The organism is uncultured Paraglaciecola sp. (assembly GCF_937123705.1).
Classification (GTDB): domain Bacteria; phylum Pseudomonadota; class Gammaproteobacteria; order Enterobacterales; family Alteromonadaceae; genus Paraglaciecola.
In genome coordinates this window covers 226428-252194 of the sequence record NZ_CAKZKO010000139.1, presented here as the reverse complement: position 1 = coordinate 252194, position 25767 = coordinate 226428, and the positions used below count along the sequence as shown (strand labels likewise).

Genomic DNA, 25767 nt, shown 5'->3' with positions numbered 1-25767 from the left:
AAAGAATCTGTTTCTAGGGCAACGGAATATTACTTTGCACGTAAAATTAGCGAGTGCCCAATTGCCAATTTTTCCGCTGTTTAAAGCGTAAATGTCCGCTTTGCAGTAATGTTGAGACTGCCAAAATGAACTCTGTCGGTAGTGTAGTTCATGCAACATCAACCAGTAATTAGAGCGATAGTTTCCGTTGGTAATGACAGTATTACAATTAATTCATTCTATTGAATAACTCTAAAGTAGATACCAGTAATTGTGTTTGTTCATGAACTAATTTAGCTATAACTTCGTCAGCTTCAGGCTTACTTATTAACTCATCTATCTCTTTCTGATGAAGGACAGCATCATCTAACGCAATTCGTAAAACTTCCATTCCAATATTAGCCATTTGAATACTCCCTGTAATTTATGTAAGCCACAATTTAAAAGTAGATTATAAATACACATTTTCAATAATTGCTTTATATGTCTTAAATGGGTAAACCCTAATGATACATCAATAATGTGTCTCATAAGGGTTGTTATCAATGAGAATTATTGTATTCTTATATTAATCTATAACCCATATGAGAATTTCTTAATGACTATTTTCGCTTATTGCAGAGTGAGCACCAATGATCAAAATACAGAGCTTCAGGTAGAAGCGATTCAGAAAGCTTATCCCGATGCAGTAGTAAGAGAAGAGAAGAAGTCAGGCACTAACGTTCTAAACCGGGACGTGTTAAAGCTCTTACTAGATATGATGAGTAAGAACGATAAATTGGTGGTTTGGAAACTTGATCGGCTCGCAAGAAACCTCAATGACCTAACTAACATCGTTGATACTATAGAGAAGAAAAAAGCTAGTTTAGAAATACTAGACCAAAGAATAGATACAGGAACTGCATCAGGGAAAGCATTTTTGCAGATGCTTGGTGTGTTCGCTGAGTTTGAAACGAATCTAAGAAAAGAAAGACAGTTGGCTGGGATAGCCAAAGCAAAACAAGAACGACCGGAAGTCTATCAAGGACGTAAGATTACCACTGACGGAGATGAGGTTAAGGCATTATTAGCTAAAGGCATAAAGCCTGCTGAAGTTGCTAGAAAACTTGGTATTAGTAGGGCGACTGTTTATCGATATCGGTGAAATGCACATTTGTGTAAAATTAAATTAATTTGGATATCTATTCAGACAGGTGTCTGAATGTGAAATTGTAAAAACTCATTAATTTTTATGTCACGTGAATTTCAATTGGGTGCTTTAAATAAAGGCTTCAGATGACTTTCGTTTATATTAATAAATACATACACTCGAATTTTAGTACATTATAGGGTTTAGATAAAGGTTCGAGTCCGCCCACTGGTACCATTACTTCGCAAGAACATTAAACCGACAAACTGTCGGTTTTTTTGTGTCTGGGGTTTGATAGGCAGTCATCACTTTTTGAGAAGTCAAATACACGTCCCTGATGATCGGCACCCAAACTCGACGTCCTTGTCTCGTTGTTAAGTCAGGCGGAGCAGTGCTCCTAAAGAGACTGACTTAACCCACTGGTACCATTACTTCGCAAAAACATTAAACCGACTTATGTCGGTTTTTTTGTGTCTGGGATTTGGGTGGTTTGGTAAAATCGATACTTGGTGAATTTTGAGTCGAGAGAACAGATTAAGTAACACCAACTCGGGTTAATCAGTATCGCGCTAACCGCCTAAGAGCTTTTTGGCGGTTAGCAATGAACAGACATCCTCAAAAGTAACGAATCAACCCTTGTTGAACTGGTTTTTGGCTTTTTGATAAAGATAGACCGCTGGTGCGTGGTGACGTTTTTGCAAAAATCATTAGAGCTTTTTGAACGGTTACTTTTTTATGCATAATGATATAACTTCATGTATGATTTTAATTCTAAATCTCCTGAAAGAACTACTAACTGGACTTCACTCTTTTGACAAAAACAATTCGTCATCTAGGTTTAACATTGTTAGTTATCTATTTATCGATACCTTCTGTCTTTGCTTCTGGACCATCCATTCGTTTTGAAAATTTATCTATTGAGAATGGCTTACCGCAAAGTTCCGCCAAAACTATATTACAAGACCATCAAGGTTTTTTATGGGTTGGAACTGAAGAAGGATTAGCACGCTACGATGGCTATGAGTTTAAAGTCTTCAAAAAGATGCGAGTGAGTTCTCAATCATTGTCAAACAACCATATCAATGTCATCTATGAAGATCGGCAGGGTGATATTTGGGTGGGCACGCGAGGTGGTGGCTTGAATCGCTTTAACCCTGCGACTGAACAGTTTACCCAGTACCTTCATCAAGCTTCAAACCCTAATAGTTTAAGCCATGATTTCATTCATACAATTACTCAGGACAAGCTGGGATATATTTGGGTTGGAACGGATGGTGGTGGTCTGAATCGCTTAGACCCTGATTCAGAGAAGTTTACCCATTACCTCCATAACGCAACAGATCCGAACAGTTTGAGTGGAGATGCCATTAGTACCATGACTGAAGACACAAAAGGAAACCTCTGGATAGGTACTTGGGCTGGTGGACTTAATCGTTTTAACTCCATTACTGAAACGTTTACTCGATACCAACATCAAGCTGCAGATCCCAACAGTTTAAGTAACAATGCCGTCACAGCCATTATAGAAGATAAGCATGGCAACCTTTGGTTAGGCACTAAAGGGGGAGGGCTTAATTATTTCAACCTAACCAGTGATACATTTACCCATTATCGTCATGATAGGGATGATCTCAACAGCTTAAGCGATGATGAGATCGCAGCCATCATTGAAGATAAACAAGGCAACCTATGGGTGGGAACAGATGGTGGTGGTCTTAATTATTTCGATCTGAGCACCCAACAATTTACCCATTACCGTCACCAAACTGCAAACCTTAATAGCTTGAGCAATGACGTAGTACTAGCCATTATCTACGACCAGCAAGGAAATCTTTGGGTGGGAACAAATGGCGGTGGGCTCAATCGTTTAACGGCACTTACTAAGCAATTTTCTCATTATCATCATCAAAACAAAGCTCCCTTTAGTTTGAGCAATAATATAGTACGTGCCATTACACAAGACCGACAAGGTACACTTTGGGTGGGAACCTGGGGAGGAGGTCTTAATCGTTTCAATTCAGATACTAAGCAATTTACTCATTATCGTAACGATAAAGCAGATCCCAACAGCATTAATGATGACAAAATCTATGTTATCACTGAAGACCGTCAGGGCATTCTATGGATAGGCGCAGATAGTAGTGGCCTAAATCGCTTTAATTCAATTACCGAAAGTTTTACTCATTACAGTCATGACCCAACAAACCCTAATAGCTTGAGTGACAATGCAGTTAGCGCTATCACAGAGGATCATCAAGGAGATCTTTGGTTAGGTACTTGGAAGGGGCTGAATCGATTTGATCCCATCACTGAGCAATTTACTCACTACCGCCATCAGCCAACAAACCCCAATAGGTTAAGCAATGACAGCGTCCGTGTGATTACCCAAGGTCAACAGGGTGAACTTTGGATAGGTACCTGGAAAGGTCTCAATCGTTTCGATCCAATCACCGAAAAGTTTACTCATTTCACACACCAAGCAAGTGATCCTAATAGCCTAAGTAACGATACAATATATGCTATTACAGAAGACAGTAAGGGAAATCTTTGGGTAGGAACCGCCAGTGGCTTAAATTTACTCGACAAAACCACGGGCAGTTTCAATCACTTTTTTGAAAAAGATGGTCTGGCAAACAATGTTGTTTATCGAATTGAGGAGGATAATGACGGAGGAATTTGGCTAAGTACTAACCTTGGCTTATCCCATTTTAATCCCCAAACAAAATCCTTTAAAAATTACAACATGGATGACGGCTTACAGAGTAACGAATTTAATGCAGACGCATCCTTTAAAAGTGAAAGTGGTGAATTGTTTTTTGGTGGGATTAACGGCTTTAATCGCTTTTTTCCTAAGCAAATAATAGGTAATGAACAACAGCCAAAAGTGATTTTTACCGATATGTTAATATCGAATCAATCAGTGCCGGTACAAAATGATGCACTATCATCCGGAAATATGACTGAAGTTGATAAAAATATATCAACCGATACATATACATTAGCGAAAGCCATTCATTCTACTGCTGCTATTACCTTAACTCATCAACAAAACCTAGTATCCTTTGAATTTAGTGCTTTGCATTTTTCAAACTCTAAAAATAATCAGTATGCCTATAGAATGGAGGGGTTTGACGATGAATGGATTAAAACCGACTATAAAAGCCGCCGAGCTACTTATACCAATCTACCAACCGGAGATTATGTATTAAGAGTAATCGCGAGTAACCCATATGGTATTTGGAATGAACGAGGTGCCGCTTTAAATATCACTGTATTGCCACCCCCCTGGTTATCTTGGTGGGCTTATTCGCTGTATTGTTTGTTTTTGTTAGTTATTGTCGGATTATTTGTTTGGTCACAGCACAAAAAAGTGCTCTTTATACAACAAGTAAACGAGGCGCTAGAAATTAAAGTTGCTGAACGCACTTTAGGCTTGCAAGAAGCTAATGAAAAATTAGAAAAAATAAATATTACAGACGAACTAACTGGGTTGAAAAATAGACGATTTATAGTAAATAACTTGAAAAATGATGTTGAGCTTGTCTTACGGAAACATCGTACTAATAAGTCAAACCCGAGTAAGCCAGAGAATAATGAATCAGATTTGATTTTTTTCTTAATTGACTTAGACAGATTCAAACAGGTCAATGACCTTTATGGACACACAGCAGGTGATGCCGTATTAACGCAAGTGAAGTCTATTTTGACGCAAGTATTTAGAGAAACCGACTATCTTGTGAGGTGGGGAGGTGAAGAGTTTTTAGTGGTGGCTCGTTATACTGACCGAAAAAATGCAGCTAAGCTTGCAGAAAAGTTGAGATACGCAGTTGAAGAGCATGACTTTGCCATTGGGGAAGGCAATTCAATTAGAAAAACCTGTTCTATAGGCTACGCAAGTTTTCCATTTTCAGTTAATAGTCCAAATAGCCTTGATTGGGAGCATGTTTTAGATATTGCCGATCACTGTTTGTATGCTGCAAAAAAGTCAGCTAGAAATTCGTGGGTAGGTCTTGTTGATATAGACTGTAAACCCGAAAATATGTTCGTCACTATTACGAAACAAACAGCAAAGCTAATTCAACAGCAACAGCTAAAAGTTGAATCCTCTTTGGCTAAATCAGATGATATAAAGTGGCATTAGCTCAAATATAAATTAAACCCTCAGACGCGGCACAAGTGCTTTTTCCAGCCTTGAAAATAGTGGCATCAGTCTAGCGCCAATTAAATGTGGCCCATAAACCTTTTGACAATTTGATTGAGTGCCCTTGGTGTGTTTCTGCCGTTTTTTGGTTAACTTTTTTGTTATACCGACAATGACAAGATTGATTCCTTTATTGTATTTTGACAATTAGAATATACTCTATAATTGGTTCAATACTAACCAATATATCGAATTACATGCGCCATACCATTATCAGTTTTCTGCTTATTTTTTTCACCGCATGTAGCGGTAGTTCTAACAGTACTTCGCCTGCTTCACCTCCAATAACCACGGTTTTGCCCGTATTATCTATTTCCGAGGCTGTAGGTGTAGAAGGTACTTTGAACAACACTGTGTTGGTGTTTTCGATACAACTTTCGTTTAGTTCAAGCAATGTTGTTTCGGTCGACTTTATAACCCAAGATGATACGGCGATAGCGGGTGAGGATTATTTTGCTAGTAATGGTACGTTGGATATTCCTGCGGGTCAGAGTAATGTTACTTTGGAGATCACTATTATAGCAGATGAAAATGAAGAGCAGGACGAACAGTTTAGTGTGCAGTTATCCAATCCCCAAGGTGCAACACTAGGAGTAACACAAGCTAACGCTATCATCGAAAACGACGACACAGATCAGAACTTATCAGGTATTCCTAATCGCCCTGATAATCAAAATTGTGTAGCGCCACCTCAGCCTTCGCAACAATCAACTATTGCAATTGAGCAGGTTTACACACAATTGCCGAATTTCAATCAGCCGGTTAAATTGTTGCAGGAACCTTTTGCAACAGGGCGATGGTTTGTGCTTGAAAAAGGAGGGTTGTTAAAAGTATTCGATTACGGATCTCCTCAGTCAGTAGAGGTGTTTCTTAATCTCTCCAATAAAGTTAATACTGCATCTGAAGGTGGATTGTTAGGAATGGCATTTCACCCAGATTATCCTTCTGTTCCAGAGATATTCTTGTACTACACCGCACCTCATTCATCTCCATCTATGCGCAGTATGGTTTCTCGTTGGATTCTCGATGATGTCGAAAAACCGATTATGGCCAGCGAACAAGTAATTATCCAAATTGATCAAGATTTTAACAACCACAACGGCGGAGACATAGGATTTGGGAATGATGGCTTTTTATATGTAGGTCTTGGTGACGGCGGCAGCGGTGGCGATCCGAATAACAGAGCCCAGGATACTCATTACTTATTAGGATCTATGCTTAGACTAGATGTGACGGGCGAAAATGTGAATTTTCCATCACAACCTTATTCCATTCCCATCGATAACCCATTTGCCGAAAATCCCATTTGTGGGCCAGCAATCAATGCCGAGCCTTGCCCTGAAATATTTGCTTGGGGTTTACGCAATCCCTACCGCTGGAACTTCGATGCTATTACGGGCGATCTATGGGTAGCCGACGTGGGGCAAAGTACCGCAGAAGAAATAAACAAAGTTGAATTAGGTGGTAACTATGGCTGGCGCTGTAACGAAGGCTTTGAAGCCTTTGATCAAAACGGTTGCCCAGAAAACTTGCTTCCACCCTTGTCTACTTACGGTCGAAGCCTTGGTTCTTCAATAACGGGTGGGATGCTTTACCGTGGCTCGAATCTTGTCAATTTACAGGGCAAATATGTGTTTGCCGATTTTGGATCTGGCCGTATTTGGTCATTGTCTAGCGACTCGCAGGGGCAGTATGTAAATCACGAGCTGTTAAATGTGGCAAGTGGCATAACTAGCTTTGCAGCGGATCATAATGGTGAATTATTTTTAACTAATTTCTACGATGGTAAATTGTATCGAATAACATCTACTAACCCGTTACAAAATGAATTCCCACAACTGTTATCTGAAACAGGCTGCGTAAATATGAATAAAGACAATTTGGCACAGGACGGAACCATTCCTTTTAATCCTCGTGTTTCATTTTGGTCTGATGGTGCCGAGAAAGAGCGCTATATTGCTATACCCAATGCTACCCAAATTGAATATTCAGAATCGAACAACTGGGCATTCCCAGAAGGTACGGTTTTGGTTAAACATTTTAGAGTACAACAGCAGTTAATTGAATCGCGGTTATTAATGCGCCATGAAAATGGCAATTGGGCGGGTTACGTTTACCAATGGAACAATGCACAAACAGATGCCACTCGGGTAATAGGAGGTAAAGCAATTGAATTTGGCAATCAACAATACCGTATTCCTAGTGAAGATGAATGTTTGACATGTCATACCCAAGCATCTGGAGTGGTGTTAGGTTTTAGCGAAAAACAATTGAATCATCATTTTAAGTATCCTCAAACTAATGTCACTGCCCATCAATTGTTAACCTTATCCGAAATTAACTATCTGGAATTTGCGCCAGACATCCCAATCGACTCGCTTCCAGCTTTAGTAGATTTCAATGACCCGCAGCTAGATTTAGCTGCCAGAGCGAGATCTTATTTGGATGTGAATTGTGCCAATTGTCACCAACCGGGGGCAGTATCCAGAACAAACATAGACTTACGTTTTACAGCTCTATTGTCCCAATCCAATACTTGCGGAGTTACCCCACAACTTGGCAGTTTGGAACTAAATAACCCCAGCATTATATCCCCTGGTGACAGCAGTCGCTCGGTATTGTTAGAAAGAATGCAACGTCGAGATGCCAACGCGATGCCTCCGATTGGATCTCATCTTGTTGATCAGCAAGGCGTTGAATTAGTTAGGCAGTGGATAGAACAATTGAGCAATTGCAATTGAGTAAATTGGGGCTGATGTTCTTTACATTGATAAGTTTAATGGTTGGAAATTGAACAAGGCTTGGGTTACATTGGTTATTGCTTCAAAACTCATTCGGCATAATCATCATACACATTGTATTTGGTTCTTTTGTAAGCCGTGCCGCTAGCTGAAAATAACATTCTAAAAATATAGCTAAGGAGAGGGCTATGAAGGCCACCCAATTTAAAAGCATTGTTAGCGCTGTGATAATTCTATTGATATCTCAACCATTGTTGGCAGATGATCAAAAAACCATTGTTAATTTAATTTACAGTGAAAAAGGTTTGGCGGGTAAGCAGGAATTTACTGCGTTAGATGGGCATGCCTATCAGGCTTCTCTGGAAATGGGCTGGAACAATCGCGTCGTTAAAATTAATGAAAAGTTACAGGTTAATAGCGATGGTATGCCAGTCATATTTTCAGCTAAAGGTTTATCTGCTTTTGGTTCGGCCATTGATGAAAATTTTGAGTGGCGTGACGGTGTCGCTCGTTGGGATGGCAACAAAGATAATGGAGAGGTTAAAGAAAGCCGCCCGCGATTTTATTTACCTGCCGAAGAAGCGGGTGCAACTACTAATATGTTGATTCAAGCCTTATTAAAGTCACCTATCAAAACGGTGGCTTTGTTTCCCAATGGCGAAGCAAAGCTAGAAGTGGTGACTTCCCGCACATTATCCAATCAAGACGGCAAAACGAAAGTGTACCTATATGCCATAACAGGTTTAGGCTTTAGTCCGGATTTTGCTTGGTATGACGAAAATGGCAACTATTTCGCTAAAAATCAGGACGGTTTTATGCGCATTATTCGTGAGAGGTTTACTTTAGAGCAGTTTGATGAACTCCGCGAAATCCAAACCCAAGCCGAACAACAGCATCTAATCGCGGTGGCCAAAACATTATCTAATCCTTATGAGCGTTTGCTTATTCAGCAGGTCGATTGGGTGGATGTGGAAGCAGGTAAAAAGCATCAGAAAATGGATGTGTTACTTGAAAATGGCACCATTAAAAAAATTGCCAAAAATATCGCTACCGAAAAAGACATGATCCTAATCGACGGTAAAGGCAAAACGCTGTTGCCGGGGTTGTGGGATATGCATGGTCACTTATCTAAAAGTGATGGCATGTTAAATATTGCCGCTGGTGTGACTAGCGTCCGCGATATTGGTAATAGCCACGACAACATTATGCAAATCGAAAAAATGTTTAATGCCAATGACATGATAGGCACCCGTGTATATCGCGCTGGATTTATGGATCAAGAAAGCCCGTTTTCTGCGGGATTGTCGGTTAAGTCGTTAGATGAAGCACTTAAACAAGTGGACTGGTTTGCTGACCATGGCTATTTGCAAGTCAAGCTTTATAGTTCAATTGACCCGAGTTGGGTGAAACCTATTGCAGAACGCGCCCATAATCGAGGTATGCGACTTAGCGGGCATATTCCTGCCTTTATGACCGCAGAACAAGCTATTGCTGCCGGTTACGATGAAATTCAGCATATCAATATGTTGTTATTAAATTTTCTTGCCAGCGACAAAATCGATACCCGTAAACAGTTACGTTTTACTTTGATTGGCGAAAAAGCCGGAGAAATGAATTTAGACGATCAAAAGATGCAAGATTTTATCAAACTACTTGCCGACAAACACATTGTTATCGACCCAACCGTGGCTACTTTCCGCAGTATGCTGTTAGCAAAAAATAAAAAAATTGATGAAGAATTTGCCGCAGTAGCCGAGCGATTACCGCCAACTGTTTTACGTAGTCTCAAAGGTGCGGTAATGCATGTTGAGGAAGCTGAGCTAGACGATTATCAAGCAGGCGCCGATGCCTTAGTCACTATGGTAAAGAAACTCTACGATGCCGGCGTCACAATAGTACCGGGCACCGATCATATTGCTGGCTTTACTTTGCAGCGAGAGTTGGAGCTTTACGCTCAGGCGGGTATTCCTAATATCGAAGTCATAAAAATTGCCAGCTTAACCAGCGCTAAAGTGATTGGTGTTGCTCATCAAAGTGGTTCAATTAGCGAAGGAAAATTTGCCGATTTGGTGCTAGTAGACGGTGACCCAACCAAAAATATGGCCGACTTACGCAAAATTACCACAGTCTTTAAAGGTAATAATTATTACCTTAGTGAAGCGCTACATAAGCAGCTAGGCGTAGTGCCTTTTAGCGAAGCTAAGTAAAGGAGCAAACAGTTAGTTCGCTTATCTAGAGTTTGCGGTGATTTAATTTGGGTGACTTTTAATAAAATTTAGATTTTAAAACTAAGTATTGCTAATCTAACGCCGAATTTTATGTTTTAGGATGAAGCACAAGGGTGAAAAAATTTGTGTTGTTACTTTTGTTTCTTAGTGCGCCACTTGTCGCCGAACAAAAAGTGACTATGGGATTAGTGGTATTTCCGCCTTATTCAATATTAGAAGAGCAAACTAATAAGTGTGTTGGTCGTTTTATCGAAATCACAAAAAAAATTCTGACCGATTATTCAATTCAGCTTGGCGCTGTTTGCGCTCCTCCTGCAAGATTATTTAGATTGTTAGAAAAGGCCGAAATTGATTTTACCATTAACATCAAAAGTACTGTTGCCTTGCCAAAAAATGTTGATTTTGTTGAGCCACCTTTTAGCACACTACAGTTGGATTTGTATTCCCATAAACAAAACAAATTAGATAATAGTGTCGCAGCAATCCGTGGTTATAGTTATCATGGTTTTAGAGCCAAACTTGTAGATCAACACTATAAGTTTTTTGACTTGCCCAACAGCATATCGGCGATTCAGTTGTTTCTAAAAAAACGTAGTAGCCACTTAATTTCCTATCGGGCACCATTGGATTATTACGTTGAAGAAAAGGAACTGAACATAAAAGAGGGCGTGTCTGTTTTGCCGCTGGTCGATGTAGCTACTTACATAGTTATTTCTAAGCAATCTCCACATCTTGAACTGCTTAAAACAAAATTCGAAGATTACGCGGCTAAACATCAGTTACAGTTCTTCGATCAGGTTCAATAGTGTTTTCAAAGGCGCTCACAGGTGTTATACGCAACTCCAAAAGGCCTATTCGAACAAGAGTCGATTGATGTCCTTTCAAAATGGAAGTATGCCCCATTAGCGCACCCACTGGATGGCATAAAAACACAGTTTGATTTCACATTATAAAATTTAGATAGGTTTTCACGTACTGAAACTTATTAGAATTTCAGTACGTGGGATCTACCCCATTACTTTTCTGTTCGCAGGGTGTTTCTGGGGAACCTTTAGGCATTTTTTTATCGCACTCAGGTGCGATAGGGTCGACAGTAAATTCCATGCCTGAATGCTCTTCCCCAGTTATACGTTTTAATTCTTTTAACATTGCAGCCTTTTTTTCTTCGGTAAGCTCCCCGTCGATACCCACTTCAATCTCGTATCCACCACCTTCTAGTTTTTGAATAGATAAGTCTGGAAACAAAAACTCTTTTGGCTCGGGGCGATTCAAGCTGTAAAGTAAAATAGCACCTCCACATAAAAACAGTGCACCGGCCAAATATTTGAAATTCAAAACTTTTCTATTATTTACTAGGGGTACAACTGCAGGCAGCCATAAATAGCCTTTACGTTGAACGGTTTTAATAAACTGAGGGTTTTTAGCATCATCATTGATGATTTTTCTAAGGCGGGTCATGGTATTGGCTAACGAATCAGGCCCTACTACTGTGTCTGGCCATAATGACGTAGTAAGTTGTTGTTTACTTACAGTTGAGCCATTTGCAGCACAAAGAAAAATCAATAACTCTAAAACCTTAGGCTGCAAAACTAGATCTTCACCATTACGGGTAACTTGATTTTGACTGAAATTAACAATCAAGGAGCCGGTCGCAAATGGCGCTTGCATTAATCCCGCGACCGATAGTGTTTTATTTGAGGGTTTATTGTTTTTAAAGGTCATATATTTCAATATGTTAAAGGGAGATATAATTTAGATAGCCAAAAGTTATAAATTGTTAAGTGTGAGTCTCTGGTTTCTATTTTGAATTTCAATCATAAAGTCTGCCAACAAATAAATATTAAGGCACTTATGAAACTTCTAACAACTCTGGTCACTTTACCATTTCTCTTTTCATTTTACGCCCATGGCATTGTGATGCGCCATGATGTGAGTCAAAGTCAATACCAAGTAGACCAATCACAGTATGCTAGTGTTATTGATTTGCACTTCTTAACAGGCACTCTTATTGCCCCACAATGGGTTTTAACGGCAGCCCATGGTGTAGGGTATATGCCTAATCGGCAAAAAATCACTATCAAACAGCAAACGTACTATGTGGAATTTATTGTACAACACCCTGAATATAACAAAGATACTCTTGTCCACGACATCGCTTTGTTAAAACTTGATAGAGCAGTGACAAATGTTGCAAGTACCGATATTTATACCTTAGATGACGAGAAGTCACAGCATGTTTGGTTTGTTGGCAAGGGCGACGTTGGCAATGGTTTGTTAGGTGTTGTGGGTTCGTCCAAGGTATTAAATCATGCCGAAAATATGGTTGAAGACGCTAAAGGAGGATGGTTAACCTTTGATTTTGACGCACCGACAAATAACGCTTTGGCGTTAGAAGGAATAAGCGGCCCTGGGGATAGTGGCGGCCCTGCTTTTATCAGCACAGCTTCAGGTTTAAAAGTGGCAGCTGTGAGTTCACATCAAAGAAATAACAATGACGGTGAAGGGCTGTACGGTGTGCATGAATATTACACTCGTACTAGTAGTCATCAGAAATGGATTGTAAACGTTATGCAGCAAAAACACAGCGAACTCGCTGAAATGTCTGTTAAACGTATTTCCTATAGTGTTGTTGAGGCAACACAAGTCGACAAAGAAGCGCTGTTTGGACGCTATTTATTAGATGATGGCAGTGAGTTTTTTATTGAATCTTGCGCAGAAAATGTGTGTTATCGTTGGGGCAATTCCAGCAGTCAAACTGTGCTCTTAAAAACCACTGAAAAACGCTGGTTTGCACCTGAAATAAATAGAGTTTTAAGGTTGCAGCCATCTGAAAGTAATAAAGTTAACCTTATAATAATGGATGATTTTCATGGAATTAGAACCCTCACTAAACAGCATAAAGACCAAGTCACTGCCTTAAAAAGCAGGATTAGCACCCGAGGTAGGCAATTGCTTACCCATTTTGAACCAAAGTGGCCTCAGCAAGCTGTGAAAAATAAGATAGAAGGCAGCGTGATTATGTCCTTTTCAATTAACACTGACGGTACAGTCGATAATATTAAGGTATTAAATTCGGCCCCAAATGGCATATTTGAACAAGTGTCGATTGATGCCCTTTCAAAATGGAGGTATGCCCCATTAGCGCAACCACTGGATGGCATAAAAACACGGTTTGATTTCACATTATAAAATTTAGATAGGTTTCCACGTACTGAAACTCATTTGAATTTCAGTACGTGGGATATACCCCATTATTTAGACGAAGATTTTTGTTTTGCGGTGGTTTTTGTTGTCTCTTTTACTGAGGCTAGTATGGGAGCTTCAGGTTTGGCTTTGATGCTAAGTTCAAGCAATTCATTGTGGGCCTCTTTCATGTGTTGCGCTAATTCATGGATGTCTGGCATCAATTTTTGACAAGAGATCACCCCAAAATCGAGATAGCCGTTGTAACTCTGTAAGGTAATATTGAGTCCCATGCCGTGGTAAGGGATAGATACCGGATAGATACTGATCTGTTTCGCTCCGGCAAAATACAGGGTGATGTTAGGGCCAGGAACATTAGAAATCAGCACATTGGCAAAGGGTGGCACTGAGTTAACTACTCGGGTGCGGGTTAGGGTTGACGCTATGCTGCTCACTAACCAAGGCGCCCCAATTGAGGGAAAGTCTGTTGGCATTATGGCTTTGACATCAGACATCATTTCTTTGGTGTGTGAAGACGAGACACAAATGGCTTGCAGCCGTTCTAAAGGGTCTTTGATATTGGTCGCCAGACTCATGCGGGCCATAGATACTTGATTGTGTAGCTCTGTATTGCCTTCTGGGCGCACACTAACAGGAATAGCTGCCAGTAACGGATCTTCGGTGCTAAACCCTTCATCGGCGAAATAGCGGGTCAAACCTTCACCAGAAATGGCCATAACAACATCGTTGAGGCTGACATTGTTGAGTTTGGCGATCTTTTTGGTTTCAGCATAGGGAATAGAAAAGCGTGCAAAACTGCGTTGATTAGTGATAACTGCACTTAAAGGCGTTTTAGGTGCCAGCCAGTTCATTCGACCGGAATCACTGCCATCAGGTTCTTTAGATGGCTTGAGGATGTCAAAGGCTTTACGGGTGAGGGTGGGTAAATTTTTGGTTAATTTTATGGATTGGCTAACATTGTGCATCACGCCCGAGGCTGTGAGTTCGGCAATGCCATAATTATCACCTCTGGCGGGCTCACGGCGGCGCATTTTTTTCTTCGGTGCCCGGGGTACGGCCGTCACATCCATTATGGCTTCCATTAACACTTGGCCACCCATACCATCGAGTGCCGCATGGTGCATTTTGGAATACAAACCGACATAACGTGTGCCTTTTGGTAAGTCATCGGGAACCGGTAAACCATCGAGTATATGCATTTCCCACAATGGGCGGCTGCGATCAAGCAAGCTAGAATGCAAGCGGGCTACTAGCCTATCAACTGTAGCTCGGGTGGCAGGAGGCGGTACAATAACGTGCCTAATGTGGTAGTCGATATCCAGTGCTTCATCCATTACCCAGATAGGATTGGCGATATCGAAAGGCATATTAACCAGTTTACGCTGAAAAATGGGCGCCATATGCATGCGTTCTTGAATGTGAGTTCGTACGTCTTGCATAAAGTCGCCAGTGTAATCGGCAGGCAACTCAAAAATGGCTAAACTGCCTACATGCATAGGCGTTTCAGGTGATTCTAAATGTAAAAAGGCTGCATCTAAGCCACTAAGGTGATCCATCGAGTTTCCTTTATCTGGTTGTAATATGTTTTACATAGTTACTTTATCTAGATTCTTCTTTCGGTATAAAAACCTGCAATCCACATAAAGCGGCGATAACCATTAGCCCTATTAATAATCCTAACCAAGGTTCAAACACACTAAACGCCATGGCGGTAATCACCATAGCACCGCGCTCTGTGGCGTCTTCTACCAGCGATAACGCCAAAGTTGCACAGGCAAAGGCAGTGAGTACTAAAGTGACCGCTAATGCTAGAGGTAATAAAGGCTCAAGCAAAGTAACTAATGGTAATAATATAAACAAAAAGGGTAATCCGAAGGCATAAAAACTGCCTATGCTATCGAAAATAGAGTCTAACTTGTCACGTCCTTGAGACCAGCGTTTAAGTAGAACCACTTGAATGCCTGTCCATAACACCCCTTGCGTGGCAAAAAAAGGTGCCACAATACCCATTAAAATGTTTCTGATACCGGTAGCCATATGTGCGCGGCTAGGATTTATTTCGAGTGTTTCATCGCTGCGGCTGGTTTGGGCTTGTTCGATCATTTCATTGCCGGTGACTACATCACCAAAAAACAAAATGTAGGTTATCAAAGCCAAGGGAAAAGACGCGATAAAGGTTTCAATAGGCGGCCAGCCTATGGCCAAAGGCGAGGCTTTTTGCCATAGGGAAGTGGTCGAGGTGACCACATCCAAAATTTCCCAACGGATGGTGTATTGAAACTCACCGGTAAAAAAACCTATAGTGCCGGCTATTACAAAACCTGGTAGTAGCCCAAAACCTAACAAGGTTGCCAACCAGCGTTTATTGATGGCTAAGGCTTGCAGCGGCTTAGAAAAAGCAAAGGCTAAACAAATTATCACACCCAAAGTGCCGGCTATAGGTGCAGACTGAAATACATTAGCAGCATCACCGTCTTTAGTGACGCGTAAAAAAGCCGCCACAGCAGCACCTAAAATAATACCGCCCTTGAACACGTTGGGCACAATTTTAATTAATTTCGCCCCGAGTCCTGTTGCCCCTAATACAATCAAGATCCCAGCAAAGTTGAGTGACAGTGCGGTCATGGCTTGGAACTGCGAGACATGATCGCCCATATAAGCCGGAGCGGTGATAAAGGCCACAACAAAAGGAATAGCTGGAGTAAGCCAACCCGGTGCATACGGGTCGCCAAAAAACATCCACGAAAAAGAAATAAGCAAACTATGAAACATCGCCATAGTGACGGCTTCTTCAAAGTTTAGCCCCAATAACGCCATAAAGTACGGCACCAAAGCCAAGCCTGTTGCACCAGCCACAGCAAACCCTTGTAACATGTCTGACAATGAAAAACGCAAATGAAGTAGCGGGATCCGCATCGTAAATGGGCCCCATTTGACTCCAGGCTGAACGGCTCCGTCAGATCTTAGCTTTCCCATAGAATTATTCTCAATGTTGGGTTAATGGTTAACACTTATTAATAACAACAAGGACACGCTTATACATCACGCCACTCACTGCTGGCTTAAGGTTAATGATTATTTGTTTGGATCACTATTACATTATTTTTAACATAAAAGAATAAAATATTTTACAAGTTTGATAGGGCAGGCGAATTTAAGTAAACATTTGAAAAACCACAAATGGAGTGGAAATCACATGTCATATATCAATGAAATATGAAGCGGCGAGATATTTAAAGCATTTGTAAGGTGTTAAGTTTCTGATTAATGGTTAGAATATGGCAGTTTTATGTACTCTCGCCATTATGGGCATATTTTTAACCTAGTGCGTGGGCAAATTGGAAGGTAAACAAGCCTTACCATTAGTCACGGACTCTTGATTCAAAATGAAATTGGAACTCTATGAAAACTCTATCTGATATTGGTTTAATTGGCCTGGCTGTTATGGGTGAAAACCTTATTTTGAATATGGCGAGCAAAGGCTATACCGTTACCGCATACAATCGCTCTACCGATAAAGTTGAAAATTTTATTAATGGCCGAGCACAAGGCGAAAGCATTCGCGGTGCTTATTCAATTGAAGAGTTGGTTTCATCTTTAGCAAGCCCTCGTAAAATTATGATCATGGTTAAATCGGGCGCACCTGTTGATGCCACCATAGAGCAATTATTACCTTTGTTGGATAAAGGCGACATCATCATTGATGGCGGCAATACCCATTTTCCAGATACTATTCGCCGCGAAAAATACTGCGCCGAACAAGGTATTCATTTTGTGGGTGCCGGTGTATCTGGCGGTGAAGAAGGCGCGTTAAAAGGGCCGTCAATTATGCCTGGTGGATCTGCAGAAGCGTGGCAAGCAGTGAAACCTATTTTCCAAGATATTTCGGCCAAAGTGGAAGATGGCACACCTTGTTGTGATTACGTAGGTGAAAACGGTGCAGGCCATTTTGTAAAAATGGTACATAACGGCATTGAATATGGCGATATGCAATTGTTGTGTGAAGCCTACCAAATCATGAAAGAAACCCTTGGCATGTCGGCTGACGAAATGCATGAAGTTTTCAAAGAGTGGAACACCACAGAATTAGACAGTTATTTAGTTGAAATTACCCGAGATATCCTCGCTTATAAAGATGAAGACGGCGGCCCGCTAGTTGAGAAAATTTTAGATACCGCTGGCCAAAAAGGAACAGGTAAATGGACTGGCGTAGTGGCCCTCGATTTAGGTGTGCCGTTAACTTTGATTGCAGAATCAGTTTTTGCTAGATGTATTTCGGCCCTTAAAGAAGAGCGGGTTGAAGCTTCAAAAGTGCTAACTGGCCCCGCTAAAACCTTTGAGGGTGATAAAGCGGCCTTTATCGAAGATTTACGTCAAGCGGTACTTGCGTCGAAAATAGTGTCTTACGCGCAGGGTTACACCTTAATGCGTGAAGCCGCAAAAGAGTTTAACTGGAATTTAAACTACGGCGGCATTGCATTGATGTGGCGCGGTGGTTGTATTATTCGTTCGGCATTTTTAGGCAAAATCAAACAAGCCTATGACAAAAATCCTGAAATAAATAACTTATTGTTAGATGATTACTTTAAAAACACAGTAGTAGCGGCTCAAGAAGGCTGGAGACGTGTGGCGGTTAATGCAATAACTACTGGTGTACCTGCACCTTGTTTAACTGCGGCTTTGAATTATTTTGATGGCTATCGCACTGAACGTTTACCGGCTAATCTGTTGCAAGCACAACGTGACTATTTTGGTGCTCATACTTACGAGCGTTCCGATAAGCCAAGAGGTGAGTTTTTCCATACTAATTGGACAGGCCGAGGAGGCAATACTTCGTCGTCTACTTATAACGCATAGCGTTTTGTAAGAAAATTAAAAACGCCGATCCACATCTGTGGTTCGGCGTTTTACGTTTTAGCCAATAAACTTCTGCCACGCTTTCAGTAAAATATAAAAATCGGCTAAACCACAACCCGATTGAATATGTAAATCCGTTAATTCTTGGCTTTCACCCTCGTCTACAGCCGACACCTCTTGAATATGATTATTATTGAGGAACAGTTCCACTTCGTCTTTATCAAAGTGTAAATGGTATTCCTTGCCATTGTGCTGGTAACTGGTCATTTGATTGTTTTGCAGCTGTTGGATAGTGTTCAGCAATAACGAAACTTGTCTAACGTCTTTGCCAATTTCTTGACTTAACCAATCACCAAAGGCTTCACATTCAAGCTCGCATGAAGCAACGGGTTGGCCTAAAATATCATGGGAAAATTGATATTCCATTTACTGTCTCAGGTGACGAAATTATAATAACTATTATAGGTTAAAGCAGTTGCACTTTGTTAACCTTCAACAGTGTTTTTGAAAACCCAACCGGTGCGTTCGAGTTCGGTTAAATAGACCCGCACATCAAACTCAATTTGATGATAATCAGGCAGCATATGTTGGCACAGTTGATAAAACGCCTTGTGAAATACTCCTAATAATAAAATCAATCAACTTATTGTAAGTCCTTGATATAAAATTAAAAAAATAATTTTTTAAATGTTTATTTTGTTGACAGCTATCAGGGTTTAGGGATACTGAATATATATCATAATAACAAAGCTGTTACATCTTGAATTCTGTCGCTATTAAATCATTACCAGCTGTACAAAAGGCCTTGTCACCAGATTTCAAAAGGCTTCTTTCAAATAACGCTCCTAGACGTAACAGAGGCATAGTCGTTAACTACTATGCAGCTTATGTGTCAACCTTAAAGCATCGTAGTTATCCAGCGATGTATATTCTAAACAACCATGAGTTATTATCAAAACAATTACGTAGCTTTGTTGGCTTTATGTACTCGGAATACAATTGCAAACCAGCATACGAAGTGACACGAATTGTATTTAGGACCTTTAAGGCACTTGCTAAGTTTGAAATCGATACTCCTCAAATTTCACCTGCTAAGGTGACCGAAAGCGTAGAGCAGTGTATTGATAAATTCAAAAAATTACAGATCCGACCAGAACGCCTCGCTTACCTTGATGGTTGGCAACTAAAATCAAAGGAAAGTAAAGTCCTCAACTTTCCAATCGGTGAATTTCATGAAGTCTTTGGTGATGAGCTGACGGCTGATGTTTATCATCATACTTGCCAGTACTGTTTAACACAAAAAGCAAAGACCCTTACAAATATGATTAAGTTGTTCTCCGCTTTCATAAATTCTTTTGCGACACATTGCAATAGCGCTGATGAGTTGCGCGAACAATTTAAAGCTCATAAATTGAGTGGGTTTCTTGAGAGAGTCATGTGGCGTTCGTTTAACGAACATTTAGCGAGGGGCAATAAAAGCGCAACCTTTTTTGTCTTTTGGATTACAGTGATTAAGGTTTTCAGAATTTGTTTTATTGATAGCGGATTGATTGATGAACCAATTCGACCTATTTTGACCCCCACATTCAATGAAGACTCTCGGCCTATCGCAAAGATCGCTACGGGCGGCAAGTTTACATCCAACGAGGAGCAACTTTGGCTGGTCTCTATCCCGCTGCACATTAAAGATGAGGCAGTCATCCAAATTATCGAGGACAGGTTGCAAGAAAGTGAAGAGCATGTTCGTGCCTCTTATCATGCTGTTTTTGAACGCATAAAAGAAAAACACGAGCGCAATCTTAAACTTGCAAAAACAGGTAGGGTGAAACCCATTAGAGGTTTCGGTGGCGGTGTTAAAAAAAATGAATACGTGCGCGTAGGAGGTGACCATTTAGAGAATACCATTGCCACATTCTATGGGCATGGTATCGGCGCAGTCATTGCAAACCAAGATGTTTTTTTTGGGGGATCTCACACTAACCACGATAATCTTAAAAACTCTGCTCTAGTGAGTGAATTAAACTTGCCCACCACCAGTACGCTAGGCGCATTGTGTACATTGTTAGTGTTGGAACACCCTGCACTCACCCCCGCTGCACTTGTGAATTGGGAACTGTTTGATAAGAATGGACAAATGACCGGGTATAAGCAAGTTGGTGTCGATTACGTGATAGTTGTTTACAAAAACAGGAAGGGGGCGGCGAGAGCTCAACAAGACATTATTCTTAACGAATACAGTAAATCCATCGTCGAGACGTTAATTGGTCACACAGAGTTTGCTCGCCAGCATCTAAAAGCAAATCCTAGCACAGATGAGTATAAAGAAAACGCGTGGCGTTATATGTTAATCAGGACTGATTTGTGTAAAGCAAATTGGTGCGATAATTTTACGACTAATATCAGCGCGGCATCCGCTAGCAGCGCCTATAGACAGTGGGTATATAACCACTCTAGCAGTATGAATGAAACCGATAAATTATTGCTATCTAAGTCGGTAGGCTTACGTTCAGCTCGTAAACTTCGAGCTATTCGCACGTACATTAAAACCCACTCTTTACGCGAAGTAGCAAAAGTATTGGGGCATGAAACGGTTAATGTAGACCTATTAAATAAATACCTTCCCTCTGCGCTGATGGACTTTTTCAATGCGAGGTGGATACGCCAATTTCAAAATGCGCTTATTTACATCGCAATGGCTGAATCGGACTATCTTTTTGAGGCGGTTGATATAAAGCCAGAAAACCTCGATGAATTTCTACAAAACCACGGCATCCACGACCTACCTAAATTGTTTGGTAAATTCAAGAATGATGCAACGTTATGCCTTGTTGAGAAGGAAGAACCCCGAGAACTATTTGATGAGGTAACTCTGACCATTACTCAAAATGTAATGAGAGTGCTTATTGCCATCAAGAGCATCGTTGACCGCTCAAAAGAAATAAATGATGGTCAAATCTTTCGAGACATCGTATCAACCTGGTATGAGGCTGCTACGCTCATTCTTAACGAAGATGCACGAGAAAACACTATCAATGTAGAGCGTTCACAGCTTATCGCTACAGCAAAGAAAAGCCCGCTTGATATTCAACTCATCGTTGGAGCGTTAAAATGTTAGAGCTAATTATAAATAACTTAAAGAAAAAAAAAGTCGGACTTCATGAGCTAAATAGCGAAGAGTTAACTGAAACACTTCACTACGCTGTTGCCAACCAAGATTTCGTTTTACAACGTGAAATTGGCAAACATTTTACCCACATCTACGACCAGACCGAAGAAATGCCTTATTGGTTTAAAAGTGAGTACAGCGATGATGTCACTATTATGAATTTCGGTCAAAGGGTTAAGGTTATCGACTGGTCATCTGTGACGCTTGACGATGGTTTGCCTCTCACTGCTTTTAAGCATAGACCTCTCCTGAATGGTTTTAAAAACTGGTTACTTGCGGTGTCTGACCCACTTGAAAATGGGGGGGCGATCATTAAAACCCGCACCGTACAAACAGGGGTAATGAAAGTCTTGTCATTAATTGACGCCATTTTATTGCGCTCAGCCGCATTAGAGTTAAGTCGGTATCATCTTAGCCACATCACTGCTGACTTCTGGTTGTCTATTTTTAAAGCGATGTCTGAGGACGGACCAAGCAACGGAATATATGATTTTACAGGTCGCATAAAAGAGTTAGTTAGGGCGCACGCAAACAATATCACGCAAGAGCAGGTAGAAGCCTTTGTAAGCAAGTATCCCTTTGTGATCAGATATATAGCAGAAGACGATTTAACGCTTCATCTAACAAAAAAAGATCGCGTTATGGCATGTTGCTGGCTTCACTCGCAAGGTTATTATAAATCTAATATTGGCTTTACTGGACAAGGGAATGGCGCTGTACTTTCAACGCTGCTCTTCGAGAGGAAAATAGCATCCCCAGCGTTAAATATTCGCTCCTTACCTGAGCTATGGCTTACAGAAAAAGCCCGCTCCACTGAATTCCCCCCCCTTAGCACTGAAAGCATAAAAACGTCAGCCGCAAAGAACACAATTAAACACTTTATCTCAGCGGTTAAGTTGATTAACACCAACATGTTTAAGGACAACGCAAGTTCACCACTAACTGATGCAACAAAAGCACTTAGTGTAAGAAAAATTAATGATTTAGTGACGTTAAAACTCGCAGGTCGTACTCAAACCTTGCACCCTGACATGTTCTTTAGAATCACTCGACAATCTTTTGAATTTACTCATAAGTTCCAGCAAGATATTTTGGATGCTTGCTTGTCAGTGCTTTCACTAGGTGCTAACAAAAGCCCGAAAACAGGTAGTAACCAAGAGCGTCCGGACAAACGAAGGGGTAAGTTTATACCTGATATTCATCAAAACATGTCAATGACTGAACGTAGTCACTTTATGCAAACCAAAGCAATGAGTGCGTTGAATGAAAAAGTGGTTAAGGGGATGGGTATACGACAGGTTTTACCTTATGAAATTCTAGCGCCTGACAAGCACAACGCCATACGGAATAATGAGAGTTTATGTGAGCTTTACAGTGTTCTCATAGGGAGTTGTCAATACCTTACGGGCATTATTACAGCAAGACGACAGGATGAATTAATATCATTAGCAAGCAGTGGTAATCTGTCACCAAATAAAAACCCATTTGAGGAGGGGGGTGAAAATATTGAATACAATCTCATTTTTAAACTCAAAAAGTCTGGGAATGGCGGTAAGATATCGACCAACAAAATCATTGAAAGACCTGTTACTACCTCTCTTGCTAGAATCATCTGGCGACTCGAAGCATTTAACGAAACTGCTAGATCGCAAGGGTTACTTAAGGGTAAAACCTTGGGTCTTTTTAACAACTTAGACACAAGAATGTGTCAACTCAATAAAACTACGGTTAAAAGCTTTAATGCTCACCTCGATTCGATATGTGACTACTTTGAAATACCCCTTGTCAAGATGAGTAATGGTGAACTAAGACGACCGTATGTGAGACAACATCAGTTACGTCGATTCTTTGCCTTACTGTTCTTCTGGCAGAAACGTTTTCAAGGGCTTGAAGCCTTGCGTTGGATGCTTGGACATACAGATATGTCACACTTATATCATTACATATCAAGCAATGAAGTGGGCGATATCCTCAATGGGGTTAAGGCCACTGTTATTGTGCAAGGTGTGCTAAATAAGGATGGTGAACTAGAAAAACTCAAAAGTATTGGTGAGTTAAAAGCAGCGTTAGCTAAAAAATACAATGCTGGTGCGGTGGTTATTGATGACCTGGAAAGTGCCATCGACCTAGCAGATGATGACGACATAACGGTTCCGCATATTGACCAATTAAAAGCAGAAGCAAATCTGGAATCGAATCTAGAAGAGTTGCTGAAAACGGGTGAAATCAGCTTGGAGCCGAATTTCTTCAAAGTTACCGACGAAGACGGTCAGGTTCGAGAAACTTTTAACTTAGCATTCCAAGTAAAAGTAGTGTAGGAAAAATTACAATGAAAAAGAATAAAGAAACCAATCAAAAAACAATACTGGCAACCGAAGCTCTGTTACAGGAGATTATCAAATCGCCAGATGAATTTAAAAACAATGATGGTCTTGTAAAAGCGCTAAAATCGCAAGGTGGCTTAGCCAAGTATGAGGATGACGAACGACATATCGGTGTTGTTTCAATCAATACCGTTAAAACCCATTCAGACTTGTTGTTTGATGACGGTTTTGATGATGGCCGTGGTGGTGGCTTTGATGTACTCAGAATTAATGCTCGTGACGCCATAGAGAAAGCTTTAAAAGGAAAAATAAAAAAGAGCAATGAAGAGAGTGCAAGACAAAAGCTAGCATCAATAGAAGAGACGCTTGCTATCACTCAGCAAAGTAATTTCCTATTGAATACAGTCGTTAAAGAAATGCGCGCTCACTTAAAAGCAATGGCATTAAAAGATGGAACAGATGAAGACCGTTTAAAACGCTACAAAGATATTAATAAGAAGGTTGAGGCGCAGCTTAATTATGTAAACTACGGTGAGGTCTGATGCCTGTAGTTAAACTAAATGATTTTTCTCGTTGGTCACATCTAGGTTTTGATGGAAAATTGACATTTTATAAACCAAGGGATATACCGTTTGTCACCTATAAAAATGGTGTGCCTTGCTATGAAGCCAATATGTATATTCATAAATTGCTAGAAGATGGATTGAAATACCAGACAATCAGGACATTTGCCAACTGTATTATTGCTTTGGTCTATCACATCGAAAGTGCAACCCATCTTAACCGTTTCAGGGACTTAACAGATGCTACTTTTCGCTTATTTATACAGGGATTGCAAAGCGAGAAACATCCTAATGGTGAAAAGGTTAAAAGTAATAATAGGGTTTTGGAAGTCGGCATTCGATGCCTAAAATTTCTTGAATTTGTCCAGGAATATCATGACTTGAACCTATTTATTGGCACAGACAAAGCCAATGCCATTACGGTAGTTGAGACAACTCACAAAATATCAATTGAGGGAAGTAGGCACAAGAAAGAAGTTACCGCCACTTCGCATATTTGCCTACCAAGCAAAGATGCTGTCAAAAGACGGTTACCAGTGGGTGAAGAAGACGCGCTTAAGGTATGGGGCTTTATACAAAGCAATGCCAATAAAGCTGTCCGTTATCGTGATATAGCTTTGTATCAATTAATGGAGCAAACAGGTGGTAGGGTAGCAGAGCTTCATCTCGTAACCGTGGATGATTTCAAAGAAGTTAGAGAAATGAACGAGCCGTCCCTTAAAATGCACACGCTAAAGCGTAAGGACGATAGAACCACAAGACATGTGCCCATTCCCCATACTCTTGTTACTGATATTGCTCAATACATGAAATATCGTCGCAAAATAATGAAGAAGAAAGGGCTCACTGGAGACAAAGACCATGGCTTCTTGTTTATAGCAACAAAAACAGGTGAGCCTTTTAAAGCGGATTCATGGACGACTTATCTAAACAAATGGAAAAAGGAATTAGATGTCAAAGGTGAACTTCACCCGCACCTCTATCGTCATGCATTTATTACTAACAAGCTTATAGAAATTATTCAGCAACATGAAGATGTGTCTAATGCTGATGATTTTAGAAAACACCTACTTAATGCTGAGGCTTTCAAATTACAGTTAAGAGAGTGGACAGGGCATACGCAATTGCACTCCCTTGAGACGTATATTCACTTGGCTTTCGCTAAAATACGAGGCTACGCTAAAGCTTATAGTGCAGTTGCACTATCTGCGTCGGTAGGAATTGTGGAAGACCAGTTAAGTCGCATTGAAAAGCAAATTCAGGATAAAGAACTGAACTTTACAGAAGCCCTAGCATCACTGAAAAGCACAATAATGGCTTTTGGATTAGATATTAAACAAGCTGAAATTTGATGTACACCTGCGGACAAAAACTA

At 40.6% G+C, this 25767-nt stretch carries 16 protein-coding genes and 1 pseudogene; 11 read left to right on the top strand and 6 right to left on the bottom strand.

The window, feature by feature from the left end; translation table 11 throughout:
- Positions 1–208: 208 nt before the first annotated feature.
- Entirely contained in the window at positions 209–385 is a 177-nt protein-coding gene (locus Q0688_RS19515) for a hypothetical protein (RefSeq protein WP_299081218.1), read from the bottom strand.
- 192 nt (positions 386–577) lie between these two features.
- On the opposite strand from Q0688_RS19515, the gene Q0688_RS19510 reads away from it, so the two are divergent.
- The 5 genes from Q0688_RS19510 to Q0688_RS19490 all read left to right on the top strand — a co-directional run bounded on the left by Q0688_RS19510 (position 578) and on the right by Q0688_RS19490 (position 11084).
- Positions 578–1123, top strand: a complete 546-nt coding sequence (locus Q0688_RS19510) for a recombinase family protein (protein ID WP_299081215.1) — start codon at positions 578–580, stop codon at positions 1121–1123.
- 796 nt (positions 1124–1919) lie between these two features.
- Positions 1920–5249 carry a ligand-binding sensor domain-containing diguanylate cyclase gene (locus Q0688_RS19505; protein ID WP_299081213.1) on the top strand — a complete coding sequence of 1110 codons (3330 nt, stop codon included), beginning with the start codon at positions 1920–1922 and terminating at the stop codon, positions 5247–5249.
- Positions 5250–5506: 257 nt separating this feature from the next.
- Complete coding sequence (locus Q0688_RS19500; RefSeq protein ID WP_299081210.1) at positions 5507–8050, top strand: PQQ-dependent sugar dehydrogenase; 2544 nt, start codon at positions 5507–5509, stop codon at positions 8048–8050.
- Between the two features lie 188 nt (positions 8051–8238).
- A complete protein-coding gene (locus Q0688_RS19495; protein ID WP_299081208.1) occupies positions 8239–10257 on the top strand; it encodes an amidohydrolase family protein in 2019 nt (672 codons plus the stop codon).
- A gap of 134 nt (positions 10258–10391) precedes the next feature.
- The gene (locus Q0688_RS19490) at positions 10392–11084 is read left to right on the top strand and encodes a transporter substrate-binding domain-containing protein (protein ID WP_299081205.1); all 693 of its coding nucleotides are present in this window, start codon (positions 10392–10394) and stop codon (positions 11082–11084) included.
- Positions 11085–11271: 187 nt separating this feature from the next.
- Here Q0688_RS19490 and Q0688_RS19485 read toward each other — a convergent pair whose 3' ends face one another.
- Positions 11272–12000, bottom strand: a complete 729-nt coding sequence (locus Q0688_RS19485) for a winged helix-turn-helix domain-containing protein (RefSeq protein ID WP_299081203.1) — start codon at positions 11998–12000, stop codon at positions 11272–11274.
- Positions 12001–12129: 129 nt separating this feature from the next.
- Between Q0688_RS19485 and Q0688_RS19480 the strand changes: the two genes are divergently transcribed.
- Complete coding sequence (locus Q0688_RS19480; RefSeq protein ID WP_299081200.1) at positions 12130–13467, top strand: TonB family protein; 1338 nt, start codon at positions 12130–12132, stop codon at positions 13465–13467.
- Between the two features lie 62 nt (positions 13468–13529).
- On the opposite strand, the gene Q0688_RS19475 is transcribed toward Q0688_RS19480, so the two are convergent.
- Both Q0688_RS19475 and Q0688_RS19470 read right to left on the bottom strand, forming a co-directional pair.
- Positions 13530–15038 carry a wax ester/triacylglycerol synthase family O-acyltransferase gene (locus Q0688_RS19475; RefSeq protein ID WP_299081197.1) on the bottom strand — a complete coding sequence of 503 codons (1509 nt, stop codon included), beginning with the start codon at positions 15036–15038 and terminating at the stop codon, positions 13530–13532.
- A 43-nt stretch (positions 15039–15081) separates the two neighbouring features.
- Positions 15082–16458, bottom strand: a complete 1377-nt coding sequence (locus Q0688_RS19470) for a xanthine permease (protein WP_299081194.1) — start codon at positions 16456–16458, stop codon at positions 15082–15084.
- Between the two features lie 426 nt (positions 16459–16884).
- On the opposite strand from Q0688_RS19470, the gene gnd reads away from it, so the two are divergent.
- On the top strand, positions 16885–18339 hold the full coding sequence (gene gnd / locus Q0688_RS19465) for a decarboxylating NADP(+)-dependent phosphogluconate dehydrogenase (RefSeq protein WP_299081191.1): 1455 nt from the start codon (positions 16885–16887) through the stop codon (positions 18337–18339).
- A 57-nt stretch (positions 18340–18396) separates the two neighbouring features.
- Here gnd and Q0688_RS19460 read toward each other — a convergent pair whose 3' ends face one another.
- Positions 18397–18765 carry a YacL family protein gene (locus tag Q0688_RS19460; RefSeq protein WP_299081188.1) on the bottom strand — a complete coding sequence of 123 codons (369 nt, stop codon included), beginning with the start codon at positions 18763–18765 and terminating at the stop codon, positions 18397–18399.
- Positions 18766–18824: 59 nt separating this feature from the next.
- Positions 18825–18953 (bottom strand): annotated as a pseudogene (locus Q0688_RS19455) (metal-dependent hydrolase); the annotation flags it as partial.
- Between the two features lie 146 nt (positions 18954–19099).
- On the opposite strand from Q0688_RS19455, the gene Q0688_RS19450 reads away from it, so the two are divergent.
- The 4 genes from Q0688_RS19450 to Q0688_RS19435 are packed head-to-tail and all read left to right on the top strand — an operon-like array spanning position 19100 to position 25744.
- Complete coding sequence (locus Q0688_RS19450; RefSeq protein ID WP_299081181.1) at positions 19100–21454, top strand: hypothetical protein; 2355 nt, start codon at positions 19100–19102, stop codon at positions 21452–21454.
- Positions 21448–23823, top strand: coding sequence for a hypothetical protein (locus Q0688_RS19445; protein ID WP_299081173.1), 2376 nt, complete (start codon positions 21448–21450; stop codon positions 23821–23823). Before Q0688_RS19450 ends, Q0688_RS19445 begins: the two co-directional genes overlap by 7 nt.
- 11 nt (positions 23824–23834) lie before the next feature.
- A complete protein-coding gene (locus tag Q0688_RS19440; protein ID WP_299081168.1) occupies positions 23835–24371 on the top strand; it encodes a hypothetical protein in 537 nt (178 codons plus the stop codon).
- The gene (locus tag Q0688_RS19435; protein ID WP_299081165.1) at positions 24371–25744 is read left to right on the top strand and encodes a site-specific integrase; all 1374 of its coding nucleotides are present in this window, start codon (positions 24371–24373) and stop codon (positions 25742–25744) included. Before Q0688_RS19440 ends, Q0688_RS19435 begins: the two co-directional genes overlap by 1 nt.
- Positions 25745–25767 lie beyond the last annotated feature (23 nt).